The organism is Embleya sp. AB8, assembly GCF_049739465.1.
Lineage (GTDB): Bacteria > Actinomycetota > Actinomycetes > Streptomycetales > Streptomycetaceae > Embleya.
Window position 1 is genome coordinate 228,625 of the sequence record NZ_JBMHHY010000010.1, and the last position, 19,450, is coordinate 248,074.

Below are 19,450 nucleotides of genomic sequence, written 5' to 3' on the forward strand. Positions count from 1 at the left end.
CCCTGCGACTGCCTCTTCTCGACCGGCTCAACCTCGAACAACCCATCCCCACCACGCATACCGTCATCATTCCGCACGAATGATCATGAAACGCAGGCGGGTTGCCCGTTACTGGGACACGCTCCTAGGCTCTGTCCGGTCGATCATGCGCGGAGTGAGCCGACCCGCCTCGTCCTGCGGGGTCGGGTCGGTGGGCGATGTGTTGTGGAAGGGCTCGGGAGCCTACTCCCCGGAGGAGAACAGGCCGAGGACGTCGAGGTCGGCGATGCCGTGCAACAGGCTCAGGATGGTGAGTGCCCGCCGGTCGACCGGGTTCGGATGGGTGAGGGAGTGGGCGACACACGCGGGCAGCGACCCGTGTCGTCCGCCGTACCGGATGCCGTGCTCCCGCGCCGCACCGGGACCCGACACCGGGACCCGACACCGGCCACCGTGCCGCGGTTGCGCCACCACCCGGGCCGGGCCCACCGCGGTCCGGCGCGTTCGTGGCTAGTGGGGGTGTGGGTCGGATGGTTCTGGTTGACTGGGCGGTGAAGGAGGAGATCATGACCGCACAGCACGCCGACTGGGGCGACGAGCCGTTGATCCCGATGCCGCCGTTGAAGATCCGGGCGCTTCGGGAGGCGGTGGCCGTGTTGAGCCCCACCTACCTGCCCGAGTTCCAGCAGGAGGAGGACGAGGCGCTGGACTGGGTCGCCGAGAACCTCCAGCCGAACGCGGTCCGGCTGTTCCTGCGCAAATGGGCCGTGTTCGTGGCGATCGAGCGCCGGCCCGCTTTCGCGGGGCGTCTACGGGAGCTGGAACGTGTCGTGGCGCGGTCGCACGATCCTCAGGAGATTCGGGACGCGGGTACCGAGATCGCTCGACTCCGCGCCGAGGCGCACCGCGAAATCGCCGGTGAGTGACTGGTCCTGGGAATGGCTGCCCAGCATCGAAGAGGTCGCCGCGGGTCTGCCGACCGAGGTCCTGTCCGCCGTCGAGAACGCGGCCGCGGACCTGGCCACGGTCAACTCCATGGTCTATCTCGACGGTGTCGACTTCCAGGGCACCGGCCCGGGCATTCGCACCTACAGCGACCCGGCCCGCAACCTCCTCTTCGAATACCTCACCGTCCCCCGCCAGGAATGCATCTACATCACCCAGGTCACCTGGCTCGGACTCTGACACCGCCTCCTGTCGTCGTGGCCTCCGCGCCCCGGCCTTTCCGGGCGGGCGGCCCCTGAGGCGTCGGGTGTTTTGTGGACGAGTTCCGGCGCCGACCCGATAGCGGGGAGGTTCTCGGGTATGGAATGTCGCGTGAGGTAAGTGGTGAGGAACTGCGGGCGGGTGTCGGCTCGGTGAGGCCGTCGTGCCGGTTCGCCGCCTCGCCCGTCGCCGGGGCGTGCCAGGTGCTTGTCACGGCACGGATCCTCGCACCACCCCGCCACGCGGGAACACCCCGGGCCCGTAGCGGCGTTCGCGGATCGTACGGTGGAAATTTCGAGGAGGGGCAGGGAGCCGATGGCGAACGCGTACGCGCGAGGTGCGGTGGTGGAGGCCGTCGTGGTTCGCCACCGCCCGTTCGGGAAGGTGGATCCCACCTCCGATTGCCGGGCGGAGCCGAGTTTCGACAGGCCGTCCTCGGCCGCGTCCCCGTAGGGCGAGCCACTGCCCGCTGCGGACTCCACCCCGGACGCCGCGGTCCCTCGGGCCAGACTGCGCCGGCCGATGGCGTCGATTGGGTTCTCGAAGGGGTGTGTGCCGGTGCATGGCGAGGGTTTCGAGTGGGCGTGGTCGCGGGGGGACTGGGTCGAGCGGGCTCGGGGGACGGATCGGGACGTGCGGGTGGTGGTGGCGGGGATGCCGCTGGATGTGCGGGACGGTTTCCGCTACGACCGGGTGCCGTTCGCCCGGTTCGCCCGCGAGCCCGATGTGCCCGGGGAGTTGGAGCGGATGCGCTCCGCGGATCCGGCCACGGCGCGGGAGGCGGACGCGGTGTTGTGGGGTGCCATGTTCCATCAGGGGTGTCGTTACCCGGTGGGGGCGTTGGCGGTGCCCTTCCTGCTGCGCATCGCGGCCGACCCGTCCACCCTCGATCGACTCTCGGCGCTGTGGATGTGTGCGCCGGCGTCGCGTCGCGACTACTGGAGCGAAGGTGGACCCCGCGACGGGCACCCGCCCACCCTGCCATCACCCCGCCCGGGCCGTAGCCGGTTCACCCGAACGAGACCGGCCTCAGGTCCAGCGCATGCCGAGTGTGGTGAGTGCTTGGATCCGTTCGGCGGGCCAAGCGGTCTGCCGCTGCCTCGCGTTGGCGAGGACGACACCGAGTTTGACCGGGTGCCCCACACCGTCGACCCGGACGGTCTCGACGTGTTTGCGCGGCACGACCAGGTGCCCCTCCCACTCCCGGAACGCCCCCGCCGCGGCCAGGGTCAACGTCCACCGGTCCGGTGCCGCCCGCTGCGCCGGCACCTCGACCACCGCGACGCCCACCCCGGCCGGCGCCTCCCGCTGCGCCGGCGTCAGAACTCGCCCCCACCACCACCCACCGCGTGGTTTTCCGCGCATGCCCGCCCGGAGGCTACGGGCACCGGCCGACATCCCCGCGGGCGGCGGACGCGTGGACGGTCGGACGCGGAAGAGCGCAGCCACGTGCGGGCCCCGCACCCGGTGGTGGCGGTGAGCCGCGCCGTCGCCGGGTACGTCGTCGCCCGGCTTCGGCCGGCCGAAGCCGGCACAGGGCGACGTGCACGGCGGGAAGGCGTCGAACACCGAGTCCGTGGTCGACGGAACCCGACCTGGAGTGCGTGTCGGCGCCGGGTGGATGTCCTTCGGCCGGACGACTGCCTCGTCGACCGAGGCCCCGTCGCGGCTTGCGGTACGAACCCGAACCGACGGCACGACGGTGTCAACTCGGTCTGCGTCTCGCGGCGTTGCGCGAGGCGAGCGGTCTCGCCGCCGAACAGACGGGTGAGCGCGCCGGCCTGGCCAAGGCGACGGTCAGCAGGTACGAACGCGCCCGGGGCATCGTGCGGTGGGGACACGTGGATCACCTGCGCCGCGCGTTGGGCGCCTCGGATCGCGAGCACGAGTTTGACCCGGAGGATTACAAAGCCCGCTACGCGGTCGAGTGCGCCATTAATCGCCTCATCAGGCACCGCGCCGTGGCCACAAGGTACGACAAGCTCGCGGTCCGCTACGAGGCGACCGTTCTTGTCGCGGCCATCAACGAGTGGCTGTGACCGGCACGTTCGATCCAGGCCCTAGTCGGGGGGTGACTCGTCGGCGAGCCGGTTGCTGCGGTCGATCTCCGGCATGTGTGTCTCGGCCCAGACCCGCAGGGCGGAGAGCGGCCCTTCGAGGGACAGGCCGAGCTCGGTGAGCCGGTAGTGGACGGCGGGTGGCACGGTGGGTTCCACTCGGCGCGCGACCAGGCCGTCGCGGACGAGGCTCTGCAGGGTGACGGACAGCATTTTCTGTGAGATGCCGGGGATACGGCGCCGCAGTTCCGCGAAACGGAGCTCGTCCGGCGCCTCCGCGGCCAGCACCTTGACCGCCATCGACGTCCACTTGGTGCCGATACGGTCGAGCAACTGGCGGGTCGGGCAGAGCGGATTCAGCAAATCACCCCGCTCACCGGGCCGCCGGCTGGGTTCGCCGGGCCTCGATGTGGTCACTCAGGGCTCACCACCTGAAGGGAACGTGCCGTCTTGGAGGAACCAGGGTAGTTCCTTAGCGTGACGTGGTCACTATTCCTCACCACACCTGGAGCCTCTCCATGCCCGAGCTGCGCCGCGTCCCCGTCAACGGTGTCGAACTGAACGTCGCTCTCGCCGGATCGGGCTCGGCCGTCCTGCTGCTGCACGGTTTCCCGCACACCTGGGAGCTGTGGACGGACGTCATGGCCGGCCTGTCCGGCCGCTACCGCGTCATCGCGCCGGACCTGCGCGGGTTCGGCGCGAGCAGCGGGACCGCCTCCGGGTACGACGCGGGAACCCTGGCCGAGGACGCCGCGGTGCTTCTCACCACGCTCGGCGTGTCCTCGGCTGCGGTGGTGGGCATCGACGCGGGTACCGCGCCGGCCTTCCTCCTTGCCCTGCGCCGCCCCGGTCTCGTCCGGCGCCTCGTCGTCATGGAGTCCGTTCTGGGCAGGCTGCCCGGCGCCGAGGAATTCCTTGCCGACGGGCCGCCGTGGTGGTTCGGCTTCCATTCCGCCGCGCCCGGCCTTGCCGAGACCGTACTGGAGGGCCACGAGGCCGCCTACGTCGACTGGTTTCTGAGTACCGGCACGCTCGGCGACGGGGTGCGCCCCGCCCTCCGGGACACCTTCGTCCGCGCATACACCGGCCGCCAGGCGTTGAGCCGCGCGTTCTCGTACTACCGGGCGCTGCCCGAGAGCGCGGTACAGATCGAGCAGGCGGTTGCCACTGCCCGCCTGACGGTGCCGACGATGACGTTGGGCGCCCGGCCCGTCGGTGCGGCACTGGAACGCCAGCTCCGCCCGATCACCGACGATCTCACCGGACACGTCATCGAAGACTGCGGCCACATCATCCCGCTGCACCGGCCGCGCGCCCTGCTCACGCTGCTGCGTCCATTCCTTGCCGGTGACGACGCGAAAGCAACGTGACCGGGTCCGGGGGGGCTGACTCTCGATACACGCCCTACACGCCCTACACGCCCTACACGCCCTACACGCCCGCGCCCCGGCCGGAGGACCCGCATGCCGAACGACGCCGTACACCGGAGAACCGCATGCCGAACGACGCCGTACAGCCGGCACTCGTCGACCACCTGCAGGAGACGGCCGGATTGGTCCCTCCCGACGCCGCAGGCCGTCCGGGACGGATGGGTCCACCAGCCCGTGTACCACCTGCTCCTGGACCGCGGGCGATGGTTCACCCCCGCACCGCTCCCGTCCCGGGTCGAACCAGGGCCGCTGTGGATGGTCGGGTGGTCGACCCGACGTGGCCGGACGCGTCCGGCACGGCGTACCTCGGCACTCCCCTCGTCCACCCCGAAGGCCGGCCCGAAGGCCTTGCCGGTGTCGGACTGTTCGAGGACCACCACCGGTTGATGCCGACCCTGCGATACGGACTTCCCGACGCCATGATCGCCGCCGGCATCGGCCTGCCCGTCGCGAACGTCCGGCCGGGGAGGCCTGTGGCCGGCTCCGGGTGACCGTCCCGGGCGGTCGGGCCTCGCGCGGCGGTGGTGGCGGTATCGAAGACGATGGGCAGGTCGTTTACGCGCGTGCCGTCGGCCGGGGCGATGCGGTCCCGCACCACCGCGGTGGCCGGCCGGCGCGAGGAATCGAACGGCCCGGCGCAGGCGGGGCCGTTTCCCGAGAACCGAGTTTCCGACGACTGTCCTGTGCCACCTTCGGCCCGGCCGGCACGGAGCGCGCAGCGCTCGCGGGAACTCCGGGGCGGTGGTCGGCGCGTCGGGGGTGACCGGTGGTGCGGGTGTCGGCGCTCGGCGGCGCCGAGGGCGATACCGGTCGGGATGCGCCGAGCGGTGTGTGGTTCGGGGAGAGTGTGGGTTCATGGCGGACGGTGGGTCGAAGGCGTCGCCGGCGCGGCGGATCGCGGGGCTGCACGAGGCCGCTTTCGTCAGTCCCAGGCGTTCGCATCTGCCCTACACCGACGCGGTCTTCGTGGCGTTGGAGGAGGACGGGCTCGTGTTCGACAGGGCGTCCGGTATGTCGGGCGGGCCTCGGGCGGCCGTCGCCTGGTTCGGCGACGCGGAGGAGGACGAGGACCGGTACGCGTTGTGGACGGAGACGCGGGGTTGGTTCCTGTACGGGTTCCCGGGGCCGGACGCCGCGCCCGTGCGGGGGCCGTTCGACGATCTGCTTCCGGGCCCGGTCGAGGTGGTGACCTGGCTGCGTGCGGCCGTGACGGGCCGCGTGCCCGCCGGTGACGCGCCCCCGGGTCGGGTCACGGCCGGTCCGCGTGCGCGGTGCGCGACCGACCCGGACCGGTGGGACGAGGAGGCCGAGGCGTTCGAGGAGCGCCTGATGGCCCACCACGAACGGCCCGAGGACGAGGGGGGTTTCCCGCTGGTCCCGGTCCCCGCCCCGCCGCGGAACATCGCCCGTGCGTGGGACCGCAGGCTGCGCCGGCGCTGCCTGGGCTGCGAACGCGCCGACGGGTCGGCGCCGCCGCGCGGGTGGGATCGGGTGGCCGCCCTCCACGTCGGGGCGGTCGCCTTCGACGCCGACACCGTCGCCACCGGCTGGTGCCCGACCTGCGCGCCGTCGATCCGCAGCCGTGCCCGGCACCGGGGCGGCGACGAGGCGCTGGAGAGGTTCGCGCTCTCCGGCGCCTGGTTGGTCGCCTCCCTACGCGACAAGTTCCTGTGCCCGGTCTGCCGCGATCCCTGGATCGGGGATCCCCTCGCCCTACCGCCGTTGACCGTGGGCCGGATCCAGGAGCTCGGCCTCCAGGTCCACCCCTGCCCGTGGTGCTGGAAACGCAACGCCTCCCGGTCCCGAATCGCCCAGGCCGCGGCGTTCCGACGCACCTGGTGACGACCCCGCCGGACGCCGATCGCGCGGTCGAGGCGGTGCCGGTCGTCCTTGCGGGACCCCGATGGTGTGCCCTGGGCTCCGCGGCCCCGGGCGAGACGGCCCTCGGGGTCGTGGTGGCATCGCGGGCACAACCCGAATCGCCGTTCCACGGCGGAGCGCCCGGGTCGGAGGGCACCCGACCGAACGCGTCATGGTCGTCGGGGAACTCCTGCTGCGCCACTGCCGGGAGCAGATCGCCGCATGCAATCGCGCGGTCGACCGGCGGATCGCCGACCGCGAATTCGACCACCGGCCCGACACCCGCACCACCGAGGACGGCAACCGACCGTGCGGGACACCGGGTACGGGCCCGTACAGGCCCCGTTACCGCCGCCTCCGGGGCCGGTATCGGCACCCGATTGGCCGGCACCGGGCACGGCCCGCCGGTCGTGTTCGCCGGCGCCGATCGCCGAGGTCGGCGAACGCACGATCCTGCTCGATCCCGATTCGCCGCCCGCTGCTTCGACACCCGTGAAGCCGCCGGTCAAGGTCTGAACGTGCGGCCGTGATGGGCCCGTTCCGGTGCAGCCACAGCGCATCATCGGTCCGCTCGTGGCCAAGCGCGGACGACCGAAGCGTGGTGGAGATGATCTCGGCTGGGCAGACCCGGAGCCCCGAACGGGGCCGGTTCAGGAGGAGGACGGTGCCGGAGGAGAACGACTCAGGAGGCGGACGGCTCGATCTCCCCCGCGAAGACGATGACCTGGTCGATGAGGCTCCGCCGCAGATGGACGACGTCCGTTCCCGCCAGGCGGGGGCCTCCATCCGGCGTCGTGAAGACCCACTGGTACCGGGCCCACTCGTCCGGCATGTCCACCGCCGAACAGCGCACCATCGTGCCGGTCCCCGCGGGGTGGCGCCGGATGTCCAGCACGAACCGCTCGACCGCCTCGATCCCCTCACTGCGGCCCAACGGACCCCAGAAGACCACGTCCGAGGTCAGGGCCTGGGAGAGCAGCGCAGACACATGGCTGTCGTCCGAGGCGTTGAACGCGGAGGTGAACGTGTCGATCGCGGAGCGCGCGGTCTCTTCCTGCATGCACCAGTAATACCAGTCGCCTCGCGGACCGCGCTCGTCCCGTGAGCCGTCTCCCGACCACGGTGAACCATCCCGGTCACAGCTCCGGGCGCTGCGCATGGCGCTGCCCCACGTCGTCCACACCACCGACGAGGACGGTGTCAACGGCTGGATCCACGACGGGATTTCGTCCTGGGCCGCCGTCACCGCCCTGCCCGACGGCGGCGCCCGCGCCGAACAGGGCGGACCCCGGCGCCTGTTCGACGCGTTCGAGACCGCCTGGGACGCGTGGACCGCACACGGCAGCGTCAGCCGCCGGGACCACGGCATCACCATCACCGAACACGAACCGTACGTGTGGGAAGGCGCCCCCGACACCGGCCGCCGCTACCGGCTCCCCGCTCCGGCACCCGCCCTCGGGTGATCATCACGCCATCGACCACGATCGAGCCCTCGCACGCACGCCCCGAACCGCCTCCGTGGTGCCGCGCAGCCCGATGCACGGCACCGAGCAGGTCGTACGTCGACGCGGATCCGGGCTCGCAGGGCGTTCGACGTATGTGAAGCACGGCCGATCGAGGTGTTCCGAGAATCGGCGGTCGCTCGTGCAAGCTCGTCCGCTGTTGTCCCTGCGCGGATGCGGCCCGGGCCCGTCCTCCGTGTCAACGGCGGTGGATGCCTCGTACCGATGGGCGGCCCACCAGCCGGACTTCGCCCATCGCGGCGCCCTCCTGCTGCGGACCGACCCCGAAAACCCCCACCCCGGACGCTGGGCCGGCGCCCACGACATACCCCAGGGCCCGGCGACGGACTGGCACACCGACATCGGGACCGTCCGCCTGGTCCATCGCATCCCCGAGAACCAGGACCACGAACTCCTCGCCGCAGGCTGGGCCGAGGTCGCGGCCGCCACGCACCCGGACGCGGTCGCCGTCCTGGCCGAAGCGTTCCATCAGGTCCCGCCGCGGTTGCCGTTCGGCAACATCACCACCGCCCCCGCCACCGCTCCCGTCGCGCAGCGCTGGGCGCGCCGGCTCACCGTGTGCGACCCCCCACCGCCGCCCACGCGGCCCTGACCGACGAGGCCGTCGACGCGTTCTACGTCGACCCCCTCGCCGACATGCCCGCCCTGCGCACCGCCTCCGGTCCCCACGGCGCCGCCACCTGGATCTTCTACGCGCCCTTGGCCCTGCCCGCCGGCGCCGACCTTGCCACGGTCACCCTGCACGGCACCGTGGTTCGGTGACGTCGACGCTGTGCGGCTCGAGCTCGAAGTCGGTCCACTCGCTGCCGCGCCATTCGTGGAATCCGTACGCGAGCGCGTGCTCGGCGTCCGTGTCGGGGGTCGGGAGATTTCCCGCAGTTGCTCCAGGACCAGGGTCGAGGGGCGCCGGTGGCGCACCGTGTGCCGCCGACGAGGGCCTGGACGAACTCCCCGAACAGCAACCCGTGATCGTTCGGCCAGGATTTCGGTCGCACCGAAACGGGCCGCCGGGGAATCCGACGACCCGTCACGAAGGATTGAGATCGACGGATGTCTATGCTTCGAGGCCGGCCAGGATGTCCGCCGGAAGATCCTCGTTCGACTCCCACCACGTCCGAAGGTTCGACGGGTCCTTGCCATGGAGGGTGGCCAGCTTGTCGATCGCCGCGATCAATTTTGCGGAGATGTCGGTGCGGGTCTTGATCTTGGCGTTGAGGGCGGCGACGAGTTCCACATATTCGGATGTCTGTTGATTTCCCACGGTGCCGATGGGTGCCGCGAGCTGCCAGATGGTACTGCCCCCGAGCAGGAACTTGTCCCCGATTTCCTTGAGGGCGGCCTGTGCGTCTTGGAAAGTGAGTCCGTAGTAGGTCGCGCTCAGGCACGCGTCATATTGGTGGATGTCCTCGTCGTTCACGTTCTTGGGATAGTTGTCCTTCTCGAAGCGGTGGGCCGCGCCCTTTTCGAACATGTCGCCACCGTACTCCACGATAAAGTCCGGGCTTATATAGGTTTCATATTTGCCGCCAGATCCCGAAGCCAGCTGGCTGACCCCCCAAATGGTATCCATGTACACCCAATATGCCGCATTCACCGCCCCTGTTGTTCCGGGGTCCGACTCGCCGTTTTTGTAGTCCAGCCACAGAAGCTTGCGGACGCTGGGTCCGGCGAGCACCATGGCGGTCGCCTTCGCGACAGTGGTCGCATCGGCCGTGGTTTTCTGGGCGGTGAAATGCTCTCGAAGCCTGCCCAGGATCACGGTGGCCGCGCCTCGGTCGAATCCGATGGATTCCAGCGCGTTGTAGGCTTTGCGGTTGTAGGTTTGCAGGTTGCCGTCCGCGTTGGGGGTGGAGGTCCACAGGTAGTATCCGAGACCTTCTTGCCTGTCGAGGTCGGTGACGGTCCCGTCGGCGGCGGGTACGATTTTGTCCCGCTCGACGATCCATGAGATGTTCGGGGCCGTCGTCATGTGCGCGATCTTTTTCGCGTCGTGCGTCATGACGTACATGTCGACGGTCGGGAACCCGACTTGGCCCGCCCATCCACTGGGACCCATGATGTTGACGGCCTGCAGCAGGTTGCCAAGCTGGTGTACGAAATCCTTGGGCGGCTCGTTCGTCCCGCTGAACGTGATGGCGCTTTCGATGTAGTTGTTCTTCGCGAGGGCTTTCGTTTCGCCCGGCTTGATCACCTGTGCTTCCTTTTTGATGCGCTTGACCAGTTCCTTCGTGAACGGCTCGTTCTCGGCAAGGGCGCTCTGGGTGTTGGTCACTCTGTCGAAGACGCCGTTCTCGCCGAAGAGGCCGTTCAGGACGGTACTCAGGTCCCCGTTCAGCGACGCGCCCTTCTTCGCCGTGGCGATCAGGATGTTGTCGAAAGCCTTGTTGCGGCTGATCTCACCCTTCGCCGCCCTCTGGTATTCGGCTTCGATTTCGTCCTTGAACCAATTCTGCCAATCCTCGGCTCCCTTCGCCGCCGAGCGAATCATCGCCTCCGTCACCGCGCTTCCGAATAATGCCAGCACCCCGCCACTGAGTACCGTCGACGACATGCTGGCGATCGCGGTCGACATGTCCGCCAGCAGGAACATGGCGTGTATTCTTTGGAGCACGTATATGTTCTGTTTCAGGGTGTTCTTCATTTTCACGGACTGCGTGACGCCGGGGCGTGCCCAGTCCAGGAACGTGGTGCCCTTGATGAGGTCCTTGAGGATCGGGATGGTGGTCTGGCCCTCGATCCATGTGCTGTGTTCGGTGCTGTTGTACGTGGCGGCGCCGGCGGGAGCGGCGGCGACAAGGGTGGGTACGGAGCCGACCCCGAGTGAGAGAACCACGGCGATGGCTCCGTTGGTCACCGCCTTCGCCGGCCGGCGTGCCTTTTTCCCGTTCGCGGACATTCGGTTCCTCCTCGAGATCGTGTGCCTGGGAAAACCGTCTCGGCTATCTCCCGGATTTCCTCCGCCGCGCGTCCCCCTCGGCCGGATGTATGCGGCGTGGGTCGGCCGAGAGGGGTGACGAGGTCTTGGTTTCCGAGTGGGAGCGCGGCATATCACGTAATCCATCGGTCACGACCCGGCGTCGTTCGGGCTCCGGCCGTCCGGCCGGAGCGTGGTGGCGTATGGACTCCGTTGCCCTCGATACGCAGGCGCGGGAAATCGTGAGGGTGCTCGCCGGTTGGTTTCGGTACACGTCTGCGGCTGCTCTTCTCACTCGGGGCAGCCATATCCTCTCTGCGGATACCCCCTGGTGGAAGGTGGTTTCCGGTCATGCTCAATGGTTCGGCAAGTGGTTTTCGGTCCGATGGTGCCGCCGAACGATTACCGGACAGGGCAGGGCTTCGACATGGTCGCGTGATGTTCGATTCGTTGTCACGTGAGACCGAATAGTGCGAGCGGGTGTTTCGGGTCGCGGCAGTCGGCGCGGAGTTCGGTTCGCCCGCAGCGGGCGCAACGTTTGCTCACCGGTGCGCGACCTGCGAAGCGCGGGCTCGAGCTTCGCGCTTTCGCGAGTGGGATTGTCCGGGGCGTGATCAAAAGGCGAAGGGTGCTGCCGACCTGCAACGACGGGACCTGTCGAGGGTCCTGTCAGCTGCAAGGAGAGAAGCACTCTCCGGGTGAAGTTGTCCCGCGACGGCGTTTCGCGGTCGGCCGCAGCACGTTGTCACGACCCGGAGTCGAAGGCGCGGTTGCGTCCGACGGAACCCCCTCACCTGCCCGTTCGCCGACCACGCCGGCGACGTCACCCGGGGCCGCCCCCGCGGCGACGCGTGGCGCGGCCCGAGGCGAACGCACCAGGGCGACCCGGGCCGAACAGCGGGTCCATCCCTCGTGGGCACATCCGCCCGGCGGCCGGGGGAACCCACCCCTTGCGGGGACGGATCCCGGCCGGTACCCGCGTGTGCCGGGTGCGGTCCACGCCCGCGCCGCGCGGGTGCTGTGGGGGCGGGCCCGAAGTGGCGGGACCGACGAGACGTCGGGTCGGTCGAGGACACCTGCGGAAGATGAAATTCCGGTGATATGGGGGATGTCCAGATCTGTTCTGGTAGCGGTGAAGAGGCATTCCCGGGTGCCCTGGTAGCGGCCGGCCACGACGGATGTGTCGGACCGGGGGAGGCCCTGTGCGGTATCGAGGTCCCGGTCGTCCGTCGATCGACCGGGGCTTCACACATCGCGAGTTCGGGGTGCCCGCTCCGACAACCGGGCCTTGCGCGTTGTCGAAGTGCCGTTCGTCCACGAGTCGACCGGGGCCTCGCATGCGTACGGCCGACGCCGGGCACCTGCCCCGCCTCGGTCCCGGGCACGGTGGTTTTGCGGCGCCGGACCGGGCCGGTCCTGTGGACAGGGCCCCGGCCCGCCGCCGGTGAAGGCGCTCTCGTCAGTCGGAGGCGCCCGCGTTCAGGACCGGCCGGACGATCGCCGCGAATTCCTCGGGGGTGATGATTTCGATGTTCAGGGACTCGGCCTTGGCGCGTTTGGAGCCGGCCTTGTCCCCGGCGACGACCAGGGACGTCCTGGCGGAGACGCTCGAGGAGGCTCGGCCGCCGGCTCCTTCGATCAGTTCGTTCATCTCGTTGCGGGACAACGCGGCCAGGACGCCCGTCATCGCACCTGTGACGACCACCGCCCGGCCCGCCAACGGCAGCCCGGCCGGCGGGGTTTCGCCTTCGGTCGGGGCCGGTCCGGGCGCCGCTCCGAGGGTGACACCGGGCTCGGTCATGTTCACCCCCGCGGCGACGAGTTTGTCCACGACGTCGGCCAGGTCGGCGAGTTCGGCGACGAGGACGGGGGCCTTGCCGTCACCGATGCCCTCGACCCGCGCCATCTCGACCACGTCCGCCGCACGGATCGCGTCCATCGTGCCGAAGTGGCGGGCGATACGCCGCGACATCGAGCGCCCGGTGCCCCGAATCCCCAACGCGCACAACACCCGGCTCAACGGCCGGGAACGTGCGTCCTCGATCCGCCCGAGAATGTTGTCGACGCTCGTGTCGCCCATGCGCTCCAGCGCCAGGAGCTGCTCGCGGGTGAGGGTGAACAGGTCGGCCACATCGGCCACCGCGCCGGAGGCGACGAGTTGCGTGACGAGCCGGCCGCCGATGCCCTCGATGTCGAGCTGGTCGCGCCCGACCGCGTACAGGATCCCCGCGTGCAACCCGCACGCACGCCCCTTCACACACCGCCACCGCTGCTCCGACCGATCGATGTCCCCACCACACTGTGGGCAGGCCGCGGGAAATTCGATCGGCGTCTCGTCACCGGTGCGCACGTGCACCAACGGCGCCTCCACACGCGGGATGATGTCCCCGGCCTTGTACACGCTGACGCGGTCGCCGATGCGGAGCCCGCGGCGTTCGATGTCGGCCGGATTATGCAGCGTCGCGAAGCCGACCACGCTTCCGTCGATCTCGATCGGGTCCAGGATCGCCCGGGGCGCGATCACCCCGGTGCGGCCCACGGCCCAGTCGACCCCGACGAGCCGGGTGATCCGGTGCACGGCCGCGAACTTGTACGCGATCGCCCAGCGCGGCGCACGCGAACCGGTGCCCGCGTCGGTCTGGTCGGCGGCGGCGTCGGCCTTGATCACCACGCCGTCGATCCCGAACGGCAACTCGGCCCGCATGGCCGCGATCGTGTCCACGGCCTCCTGCACCTCCACCAGCGTGGGACACACCCGCAACCCGGCCGGCGTGTTCCCGGTGGTGTTGACCCCCAGGGTCGCGACGGTGGCCATCACCTCGGAATGCGCTGCGCTGCGCAGGAACACGGACATTGCACTCTCGTCGCCCGACAGCGGCATGCCGACGTAGGCGAAGAACGTCATCGGGATCACGTACGGCCGGTCCTTGGCCCGCAGCGTTCCCGCCGCGCCGCTGCGCGGGTTGGCGAACACGCTCGCGCCGTGCGCGACGCGGATCTCGTTGGCGGCCTCGAACTGCTCGATGGAGAGCAGCACTTCTCCGCGGACCTCGATCGACACGGGCTCGGTCAGCCGCTCCGGAAGCCCTTCGATCGAGCCGTTGATCGCGTGGGACACGTCCTCGCCGGCGATGCCGTCGCCGCGCGTGACCAACCGTTCCAGGCGGCCGTCGCGATACAGGGCCGCGACCGCGAGGCCGTCCATCTTCGGCTCGGCCGTGTACCCCTCGACCGTGCGGCCCAGGCGCCGCTCGAGCGAGGCGCCCCAGGCGTCGAGCCCGTCCGGGTCGAACACGTTCGCGATGCTGAGCATCGGCACCGAGTGGGTCACGTCCCCGGCGGGCAGGGCTCCGGCGGCGACCCTGCCCACCGGCGAGTCGGCGAGCACCCGGTCGGGGTGCTCCCGCTCGTAGTCCTCGATGCCGCGCAGCAGCGCGTCGTAGACGTCGTCGTCGATCGTGGCGTCCGCGCCACCGTAGTAGGCGCGTGCGGCGGCGGCAACGGTCTCCACAGCCTGGGCGTAGGCATCGAAGTCGGCGAGAGCGGCGGCCGGCGCCGGGGTGTCGGTCATGCGGACGATCATCCCCAACGGCACCGACACGCCCCTGCCGCGGGCGGTGACGGAGGGGCGTCGACCCGACGCCGGGGTGGGGCCCGGGTGATCACAGGCGGCCCCCCAACCTGGCCGACTTTCCCGACTTTTGGCCCGAGCCTGTTCCGCGAGGTCGATCCCGACCGAGACGACCTCGCACCCGCGCGCGGCCGGCAAAGCGGCGCCGGCGCGCCCGTCCGGCGGTCCGGCGCGGGTCCCGTCCCGCACCGGTACACACGCACTCGTCGTCCGGGACGGGCGGGGCGCGTCCGCCGGCCGGGGCGGCGTCGGGCTGCGCGGGTGGTGCGCGGGCGCCGACGGGCCCCGGTGGCGCGCGGGACGTCATCCTCCGGGGTGTCTCAGTTGACGGCGTCCTTCAGGCCCTTGCCCGCTTTGAAGCCGGGCCCCCTGGCCGCCGTGATCGTGATGGCCTTGCCGGTCTGGGGGTTCCTGCCGGTGCGCTCGGCGCGGTCCTTGACGCTGAAGGTGCCGAACCCTGACCGACGCCGCCGACACGCCTCCGCCTTCTCGCCCCGGACCTGGTAGGTGATCGCGCGAGTCTCTCCGGCCGACGGCGTTCGTACTTGCGGTCCACCGGATCATTCGGCACCACCGGCATCTGCAGTGCGAAGGAGTGCCACGTTGCGCTCGGCGTCGCGTAGGGAATCCGGCCGCGGACCTCGGCACTGCGCAGGTGCCGCGGCGTCTCCCGCTTCCGCACGGTCAACAGGGCCTCCTCGCACCGCAGATGGGCCGGGCGAAACGGCGCGTTCCATCGGTCGGGCAACAACGGCATGCCCTCCTCGGTCAGCCGCAGCCACAGCCACAGCGGCTCCTGCCCGTCCGGCCCCTCGGTGAACAGCCACTGCCGTTCCCGTCAGTCCAGCGCCCCCAACTCCCGTCCACCCGCCACACCGTCCCGGTCCACCCGCCGCACTGCCGGCTTCGGCCCCCGCTTCACCTCCGTGACCAAACGCACCGGCAGGTCGTCGTACCGGCCCTTGAGCTGGGCCTGGCGTACCGCCCACGCCCGCTCCGACTCGCGGTACGCGGTCACCTGCTGCAACGCGTCCGCCCGCGCGTAGAACACCCGAGTCGCCTTCGACCTGGTCGGCGCCCACGGCACAGTCCCGTGCAGGTAAGACCCCGCCCCGACTTCCGGTCCGGCGGCTCGAACGTCAGCAGCGCGCTGCGCTCCTGCCGACGCAGTCCCGAACTCGGCCGCAGCCGCGCGAACGCCGTGTTCCGGACCTCGGTCCGCCCGTCCCGGCCAGGCAGTCGTGATCCGTCAACGCCCAGGCAGCGCAGCCCCAAGTCCTGCCACAGCCGCCACATCCGCGGCGTCAACCACCAACGTTCCGCTGACGGGCGTTCGCAGCCCTATCCTCACGTCGCCCCGCGTCGATCGGCAACGGATCCACCTTCCCCCACCGATACAGCAGCGTGAAAGCAGCGGCCTCGCGATTTTGCTTCGCCCCGCCGATACGCTTCGGATTCAGCGGGGACGAGCATCGGAATTCCCGGTACGCGGCCAGGTCCTGCTCGGTCGCCTGCCACCACGCCAGACTCCCTCGTACAGCTCGATCCGGCGCGTGGGGCCGCGGGCGGCGATCTCCTTCAGGGTCTCGGCGGACAATCCCAGCCGGCGGTCGAGTTCGGCTCGGGCACCCCAGCCTGCGTTCGGGGCGGTGGCGCGTGCGAACGCTCCCTGGCGGCGGCGGCCCGCCCGTGCGTGTTCCTCCACGCTGCGCCGGCAGGTCGCGTCCGCCTCCACGGCACGGGCGAGTTCGGTGTGCGTGGACTGCGCGACGGCCCTGGGCGCGGCCCTGCCCGCCCTCGCGGAGGATCCCGACCACAGCCGCCGTACCCACGACGGCGTCGCTGGCCTTGGCGGGGGAGCCTCGACCGCGGCCGGGGCGCAGGCGATCCGGTCCCGGAGCCCGGCGTCCAACGCCGCGCCCATGCTCTCCGGTTGTTCGGCGGTCCGTTCCGACGATGCGGCGTACGGATCCGGTTCCCCGCCTCACGAAGCGCCTTGGGACACAGGGGGATCGACCTTCGGGCCGGCGCCCGAACGACCACGAAGTCACCGCAACCACGGTGCCGGGAACCGACGTTCGCGAGCCGTCGTGCCCTTGCCATCCGCGGGCGCCACCGCGGCAACGTGCGGATCCGCTGCCGCTGCGCGCAACCGGTGGCACGAACCCGAGCCGACCGCAGACGAGTTCGGCGAACTGGTCGCCGGCCCTCCGGATCGGTATTGGTCGTCCTTCGACGAGGGCGTCGCCTCCATGGGCGTCGACGGAACCTGCGCGGCACGTACTTCTCCTGTTGACCGGTAGCGCGTGTGTGTCGGGCACGTCCATTCCTCCCGCCGGTCGATCGGACGGCACCGCCCAATTTCACAACCGCCCAAAATTGCACAGGTTGCAGCGCATTCTCTGCTCCAGCCCCTTTTCCGGCCCATGAGCGAGGCGGTGCACTGGTTCCAGCCGGCGTCCGCCCGCCTCCAACTACGGGCGGGGCGTGGTGGGTTCGTACCCGCCCCGGACCCCGGCGAAGGAAGACCCTGATGGCTGTCGCACCAGATACCCTGCCCGGCTTCGGCCGATCCGACCGGCCTGCAGTGCGCCCTGCGGGCGCCGCCACAACGGCGGTAGAGCCGCCTCGGCGTGGTCCGTAGCTGTACGAGGAGCGAGTGATGCCTGTTTCGATCGCGTGCCGGGAGTTTGTGCTGACATTGGAAGGGGGGCCGCCCGGAATGCCCCGTCACACCGGTGTCTTCGCGCGGGAGGTTCCGGACCGCGTAGCAGTGAAGTACCGCAACGGGCGTGAGCACTTCGAGTTCACCGGAAGGTACGTCGGTGACGACGCACATCGGGTGGCACTGTTCCGCTGGATCTACAGCACGAAGATCGCGGAGTGACCCGGCGCGCCGCTTGTCGGAGTGACCGTCGAATCACAGGTCCCATGAGGTGCCCTGCTTCGTGCGCCTCCGTCGAATGCCTGGCCGATCATCTCGCGCCCCCGTGCTACGGAAGTCCGGAGGCGCGCTCGAGAAAGTACCGCCCGGCACAGCGAAACGGCCCCCTCCACGGGGCCCTGTCCGTACTCCGTCGCCGTGAGGTGGCGCCGTCGCACGAGGGAGGGGATCCCCATGGAGACAGCCGGCGAATCGTCGGCAGGCGGGCGGCTGTCGTCGCCGGCCGCTGTACGCCGCGAGCCACTTCGGTCGCCGCGCGCCCTCGCCACCCCCTGCGGGGCGGCAGCGCTGATCGGGATGGCGGCAATCGCCTTCCAGCTGTGGGTTTTCGGGCGATGGGCGGCGGACGGCGGGTTCCGGGCCGTCGCTTCCTCGGGATACGAGATCTCCTCCGGGCGGGCCGCCGTGACCTGGGCCGCCCAGATCGCCATCGGTCTGACCGCTTTGGTGCTCGGCGTCGTCCTGGTCCGCTCCGCCTGGCGGGCCCGCCAAGTCACCCTGAATCTCGCGCTCTTCGCCGGCTTCATGCTGAGCTTCTGGCAGAGCCCTCTGTTCAACTACGAGCAGAGGGCGATCGTGCTGAACCGCTACGCACTGAACGTCGCCACCTGGGGGCCCTATATCCCCGGCTGGAACAGCCCCGCCCCGCAGGCGCAGGCCGAGTCCCTGCTCGGGCTGAGCGGGGCCTCCTTCGGGCTGCTGCTGTTCTGGCCGTGGGCGCAGGACTGGGTCACCCGGCGCATCGCCGAGTGGCGCCCCGGCTGGAGCTGGGGGCGGCTGCTGCCGGTGAGCCTCGCCGCAGGGGTCGTGACCGCCGCTCTGATCGAAGTGATCTGGATGAACACCGGCCTGTACGCCTACGCCACCCCGCTGCGGGGGCTGACGCTCTTCGCCGGTCACTGGTACGGGCTCCCGCTGCTGTTTCCGGTGGTCGCCGCTCTCCTGATCGCCACGCCCGTAGTCGTCCTGCGGCACTACGCACGCCTGCACGGTACCGAGGTGTACCTCTTCCGCGGCAGCGAACGCCTCGGCCGCCGGACGGGGCAGACCCTGCGGCTGCTGTCCGGTGTGGGGCTCGCCAACATCCAACTGCTCTGCTACTTCGCCGCCAACGTGCTGATCGCCCACGCCCTGGGCGGCTCCACACCGACCGACATGCCTTCCTACCTGTGGCCCGGAAGCCCGCGGTGAGCACCGGTCCGGGCGGGCGCAGCGGCCGGTTAACACCCCGGTTCTCCGGCGCCCGACACCCCTTGTCACTGCGAAACCCGCCGGTGTCCCGCCCGCGCCGGGCCGAACCCACTCGGCACGGCCGAGCCCCCGCCCGCAGAGAGGAACGTCCCATGAGCACCTTCCCGGACACCGGTGTCCTGCTCCCGCCGAGCGGGCCCGGCCGACTGAGTTGGTACGCGCTGGATCACATGGTCACGGTGGGCGAGACGAGCAGGGCCCGGTTCGTGTACTACAGCCGGCTCTTCGACTGGCAAGGAGTGTGCCGTGAGCGGTTCGGCTTCACCCACTGCCCGAAGTACATGAAGTCGCTCACCGAGGACCACGCGATGCTCACCACATCGGCGTCCTGCGAGTTCCTGGGAGAGACCTTCGAGGGCGAGCACATCTCGCTGCGCCTGGCGCTGCCCTGGGTCCGGTTGCACTTCATGCAGGGCGACTTCGCCTTCTACCGGATCGCGGAGGGCGGTGGCGAACAACTCGTCGCCCGCGGCGTCCAGACCTGGGCGAACACCATCCGGTCGGGGCCCGTGGACGATCCCGTCTTCGCCCCCGCCCCCTGGTCGGAGGAAATGCTTGAGGTCTGCGCCCGCATGGGCACCGACCTCTCCCGCGCGTTGACCGCCTGAGCCGTCCACCGGCTCCGCCTGCCCCCGCACCCTCGAGGAGTGAGATT

General features: G+C 70.3%; 19 protein-coding genes and 1 pseudogene. 12 read left to right on the forward strand and 8 right to left on the reverse strand.

From position 1 onward, the window contains the following. Positions 1-222 precede the first annotated feature (222 nt). Positions 223-411: a hypothetical protein gene (locus tag ABIA38_RS16635; protein WP_424639417.1), complete on the reverse strand. Its 189-nt coding sequence runs from the start codon at positions 409-411 to the stop codon at positions 223-225. 134 nt (positions 412-545) lie between these two features. On the opposite strand from ABIA38_RS16635, the gene ABIA38_RS16640 reads away from it, so the two are divergent. Next, positions 546-905 (forward strand): hypothetical protein, encoded by a 360-nt coding sequence (locus tag ABIA38_RS16640; protein WP_424639418.1) that lies wholly within the window; start codon positions 546-548, stop codon positions 903-905. Next, positions 898-1,164, forward strand: a complete 267-nt coding sequence (locus tag ABIA38_RS16645; RefSeq protein WP_424639419.1) for a hypothetical protein — start codon at positions 898-900, stop codon at positions 1,162-1,164. The genes ABIA38_RS16640 and ABIA38_RS16645 overlap by 8 nt, the downstream gene beginning before the upstream one ends. A gap of 1,050 nt (positions 1,165-2,214) precedes the next feature. Here ABIA38_RS16645 and ABIA38_RS16650 read toward each other — a convergent pair. Beyond that, the gene (locus ABIA38_RS16650) at positions 2,215-2,550 is read right to left on the reverse strand and encodes a helicase associated domain-containing protein (RefSeq protein ID WP_424639420.1); all 336 of its coding nucleotides are present in this window, start codon (positions 2,548-2,550) and stop codon (positions 2,215-2,217) included. A 305-nt stretch (positions 2,551-2,855) separates the two neighbouring features. On the opposite strand from ABIA38_RS16650, the gene ABIA38_RS16655 reads away from it, so the two are divergent. Then, complete coding sequence (locus ABIA38_RS16655) at positions 2,856-3,224, forward strand: helix-turn-helix domain-containing protein (protein ID WP_424639421.1); 369 nt, start codon at positions 2,856-2,858, stop codon at positions 3,222-3,224. A gap of 21 nt (positions 3,225-3,245) precedes the next feature. On the opposite strand, the gene ABIA38_RS16660 is transcribed toward ABIA38_RS16655, so the two are convergent. Next, entirely contained in the window at positions 3,246-3,659 is a 414-nt protein-coding gene (locus ABIA38_RS16660) for a winged helix-turn-helix transcriptional regulator (RefSeq protein WP_424639422.1), read from the reverse strand. Positions 3,660-3,760: 101 nt separating this feature from the next. Here ABIA38_RS16660 and ABIA38_RS16665 point away from each other — a divergent pair, with 101 nt between their 5' ends. The 3 genes from ABIA38_RS16665 to ABIA38_RS16675 all read left to right on the forward strand — a co-directional run bounded on the left by ABIA38_RS16665 (position 3,761) and on the right by ABIA38_RS16675 (position 6,514). Then, positions 3,761-4,612, forward strand: coding sequence for an alpha/beta fold hydrolase (locus ABIA38_RS16665; protein WP_424639423.1), 852 nt, complete (start codon positions 3,761-3,763; stop codon positions 4,610-4,612). 323 nt (positions 4,613-4,935) lie between these two features. Continuing rightward, positions 4,936-5,163 (forward strand): hypothetical protein, encoded by a 228-nt coding sequence (locus tag ABIA38_RS16670; RefSeq protein WP_424639424.1) that lies wholly within the window; start codon positions 4,936-4,938, stop codon positions 5,161-5,163. A 364-nt stretch (positions 5,164-5,527) separates the two neighbouring features. Continuing rightward, a complete protein-coding gene (locus tag ABIA38_RS16675; protein ID WP_424639425.1) occupies positions 5,528-6,514 on the forward strand; it encodes a hypothetical protein in 987 nt (328 codons plus the stop codon). Between the two features lie 700 nt (positions 6,515-7,214). Here ABIA38_RS16675 and ABIA38_RS16680 read toward each other — a convergent pair. After that, a complete protein-coding gene (locus ABIA38_RS16680) occupies positions 7,215-7,592 on the reverse strand; it encodes a nuclear transport factor 2 family protein (protein WP_424639426.1) in 378 nt (125 codons plus the stop codon). A 97-nt stretch (positions 7,593-7,689) separates the two neighbouring features. Here ABIA38_RS16680 and ABIA38_RS16685 point away from each other — a divergent pair, with 97 nt between their 5' ends. From ABIA38_RS16685 to ABIA38_RS16695, 3 genes are all read left to right on the forward strand, one after another. After that, positions 7,690-7,995: a hypothetical protein gene (locus tag ABIA38_RS16685; RefSeq protein WP_424639427.1), complete on the forward strand. Its 306-nt coding sequence runs from the start codon at positions 7,690-7,692 to the stop codon at positions 7,993-7,995. Between the two features lie 247 nt (positions 7,996-8,242). After that, positions 8,243-8,647, forward strand: a complete 405-nt coding sequence (locus tag ABIA38_RS16690) for a hypothetical protein (protein WP_424639428.1) — start codon at positions 8,243-8,245, stop codon at positions 8,645-8,647. After that, positions 8,614-8,817: a hypothetical protein gene (locus tag ABIA38_RS16695; protein ID WP_424639429.1), complete on the forward strand. Its 204-nt coding sequence runs from the start codon at positions 8,614-8,616 to the stop codon at positions 8,815-8,817. The genes ABIA38_RS16690 and ABIA38_RS16695 overlap by 34 nt, the downstream gene beginning before the upstream one ends. Before the next feature lie 292 nt (positions 8,818-9,109). Here the strand turns inward: ABIA38_RS16695 and ABIA38_RS16700 are convergent, their stop codons facing one another. The 4 genes and pseudogenes from ABIA38_RS16700 to ABIA38_RS16715 all read right to left on the reverse strand — a co-directional run bounded on the left by ABIA38_RS16700 (position 9,110) and on the right by ABIA38_RS16715 (position 15,651). Next, a complete protein-coding gene (locus ABIA38_RS16700; RefSeq protein ID WP_424639430.1) occupies positions 9,110-10,951 on the reverse strand; it encodes a hypothetical protein in 1,842 nt (613 codons plus the stop codon). 1,477 nt (positions 10,952-12,428) lie between these two features. Beyond that, the gene (gene ligA, locus ABIA38_RS16705) at positions 12,429-14,540 is read right to left on the reverse strand and encodes an NAD-dependent DNA ligase LigA (protein WP_424639431.1); all 2,112 of its coding nucleotides are present in this window, start codon (positions 14,538-14,540) and stop codon (positions 12,429-12,431) included. Positions 14,541-14,920: 380 nt separating this feature from the next. Beyond that, positions 14,921-15,058 (reverse strand): annotated as a pseudogene (locus ABIA38_RS16710) (HU family DNA-binding protein); the annotation flags it as partial. Positions 15,059-15,438: 380 nt separating this feature from the next. After that, the gene (locus ABIA38_RS16715; protein WP_424639432.1) at positions 15,439-15,651 is read right to left on the reverse strand and encodes a hypothetical protein; all 213 of its coding nucleotides are present in this window, start codon (positions 15,649-15,651) and stop codon (positions 15,439-15,441) included. Between the two features lie 1,611 nt (positions 15,652-17,262). On the opposite strand from ABIA38_RS16715, the gene ABIA38_RS16720 reads away from it, so the two are divergent. The 3 genes from ABIA38_RS16720 (at position 17,263) to ABIA38_RS16730 (ending at position 19,403) form a co-directional block, all read left to right on the forward strand. Continuing rightward, positions 17,263-17,487, forward strand: coding sequence for a DUF5988 family protein (locus ABIA38_RS16720; protein ID WP_424639433.1), 225 nt, complete (start codon positions 17,263-17,265; stop codon positions 17,485-17,487). A gap of 354 nt (positions 17,488-17,841) precedes the next feature. Continuing rightward, positions 17,842-18,735, forward strand: a complete 894-nt coding sequence (locus ABIA38_RS16725) for a spirocyclase AveC family protein (protein WP_424639434.1) — start codon at positions 17,842-17,844, stop codon at positions 18,733-18,735. Positions 18,736-18,887: 152 nt separating this feature from the next. Continuing rightward, on the forward strand, positions 18,888-19,403 hold the full coding sequence (locus ABIA38_RS16730) for an acyl-CoA thioesterase (protein WP_424639435.1): 516 nt from the start codon (positions 18,888-18,890) through the stop codon (positions 19,401-19,403). The last annotated feature ends 47 nt before the right edge of the window (positions 19,404-19,450 follow it).

Coding starts and splice junctions, on each gene's coding strand:
- ABIA38_RS16720 (WP_424639433.1), top strand. CDS start 17,263: ATGCCTGTTTCGATCGCGTGCCGGGAGTTTGTGCTGACATTGGAAGGG.
- ABIA38_RS16685 (WP_424639427.1), top strand. CDS start 7,690: ATGGCGCTGCCCCACGTCGTCCACACCACCGACGAGGACGGTGTCAAC.
- ligA (WP_424639431.1), bottom strand. CDS start 14,540: ATGACCGACACCCCGGCGCCGGCCGCCGCTCTCGCCGACTTCGATGCC.
- ABIA38_RS16640 (WP_424639418.1), top strand. CDS start 546: ATGACCGCACAGCACGCCGACTGGGGCGACGAGCCGTTGATCCCGATG.
- ABIA38_RS16700 (WP_424639430.1), bottom strand. CDS start 10,951: ATGTCCGCGAACGGGAAAAAGGCACGCCGGCCGGCGAAGGCGGTGACC.
- ABIA38_RS16730 (WP_424639435.1), top strand. CDS start 18,888: ATGAGCACCTTCCCGGACACCGGTGTCCTGCTCCCGCCGAGCGGGCCC.
- ABIA38_RS16650 (WP_424639420.1), bottom strand. CDS start 2,550: ATGCGCGGAAAACCACGCGGTGGGTGGTGGTGGGGGCGAGTTCTGACG.
- ABIA38_RS16725 (WP_424639434.1), top strand. CDS start 17,842: ATGGCGGCAATCGCCTTCCAGCTGTGGGTTTTCGGGCGATGGGCGGCG.
- ABIA38_RS16675 (WP_424639425.1), top strand. CDS start 5,528: ATGGCGGACGGTGGGTCGAAGGCGTCGCCGGCGCGGCGGATCGCGGGG.
- ABIA38_RS16665 (WP_424639423.1), top strand. CDS start 3,761: ATGCCCGAGCTGCGCCGCGTCCCCGTCAACGGTGTCGAACTGAACGTC.
- ABIA38_RS16680 (WP_424639426.1), bottom strand. CDS start 7,592: ATGCAGGAAGAGACCGCGCGCTCCGCGATCGACACGTTCACCTCCGCG.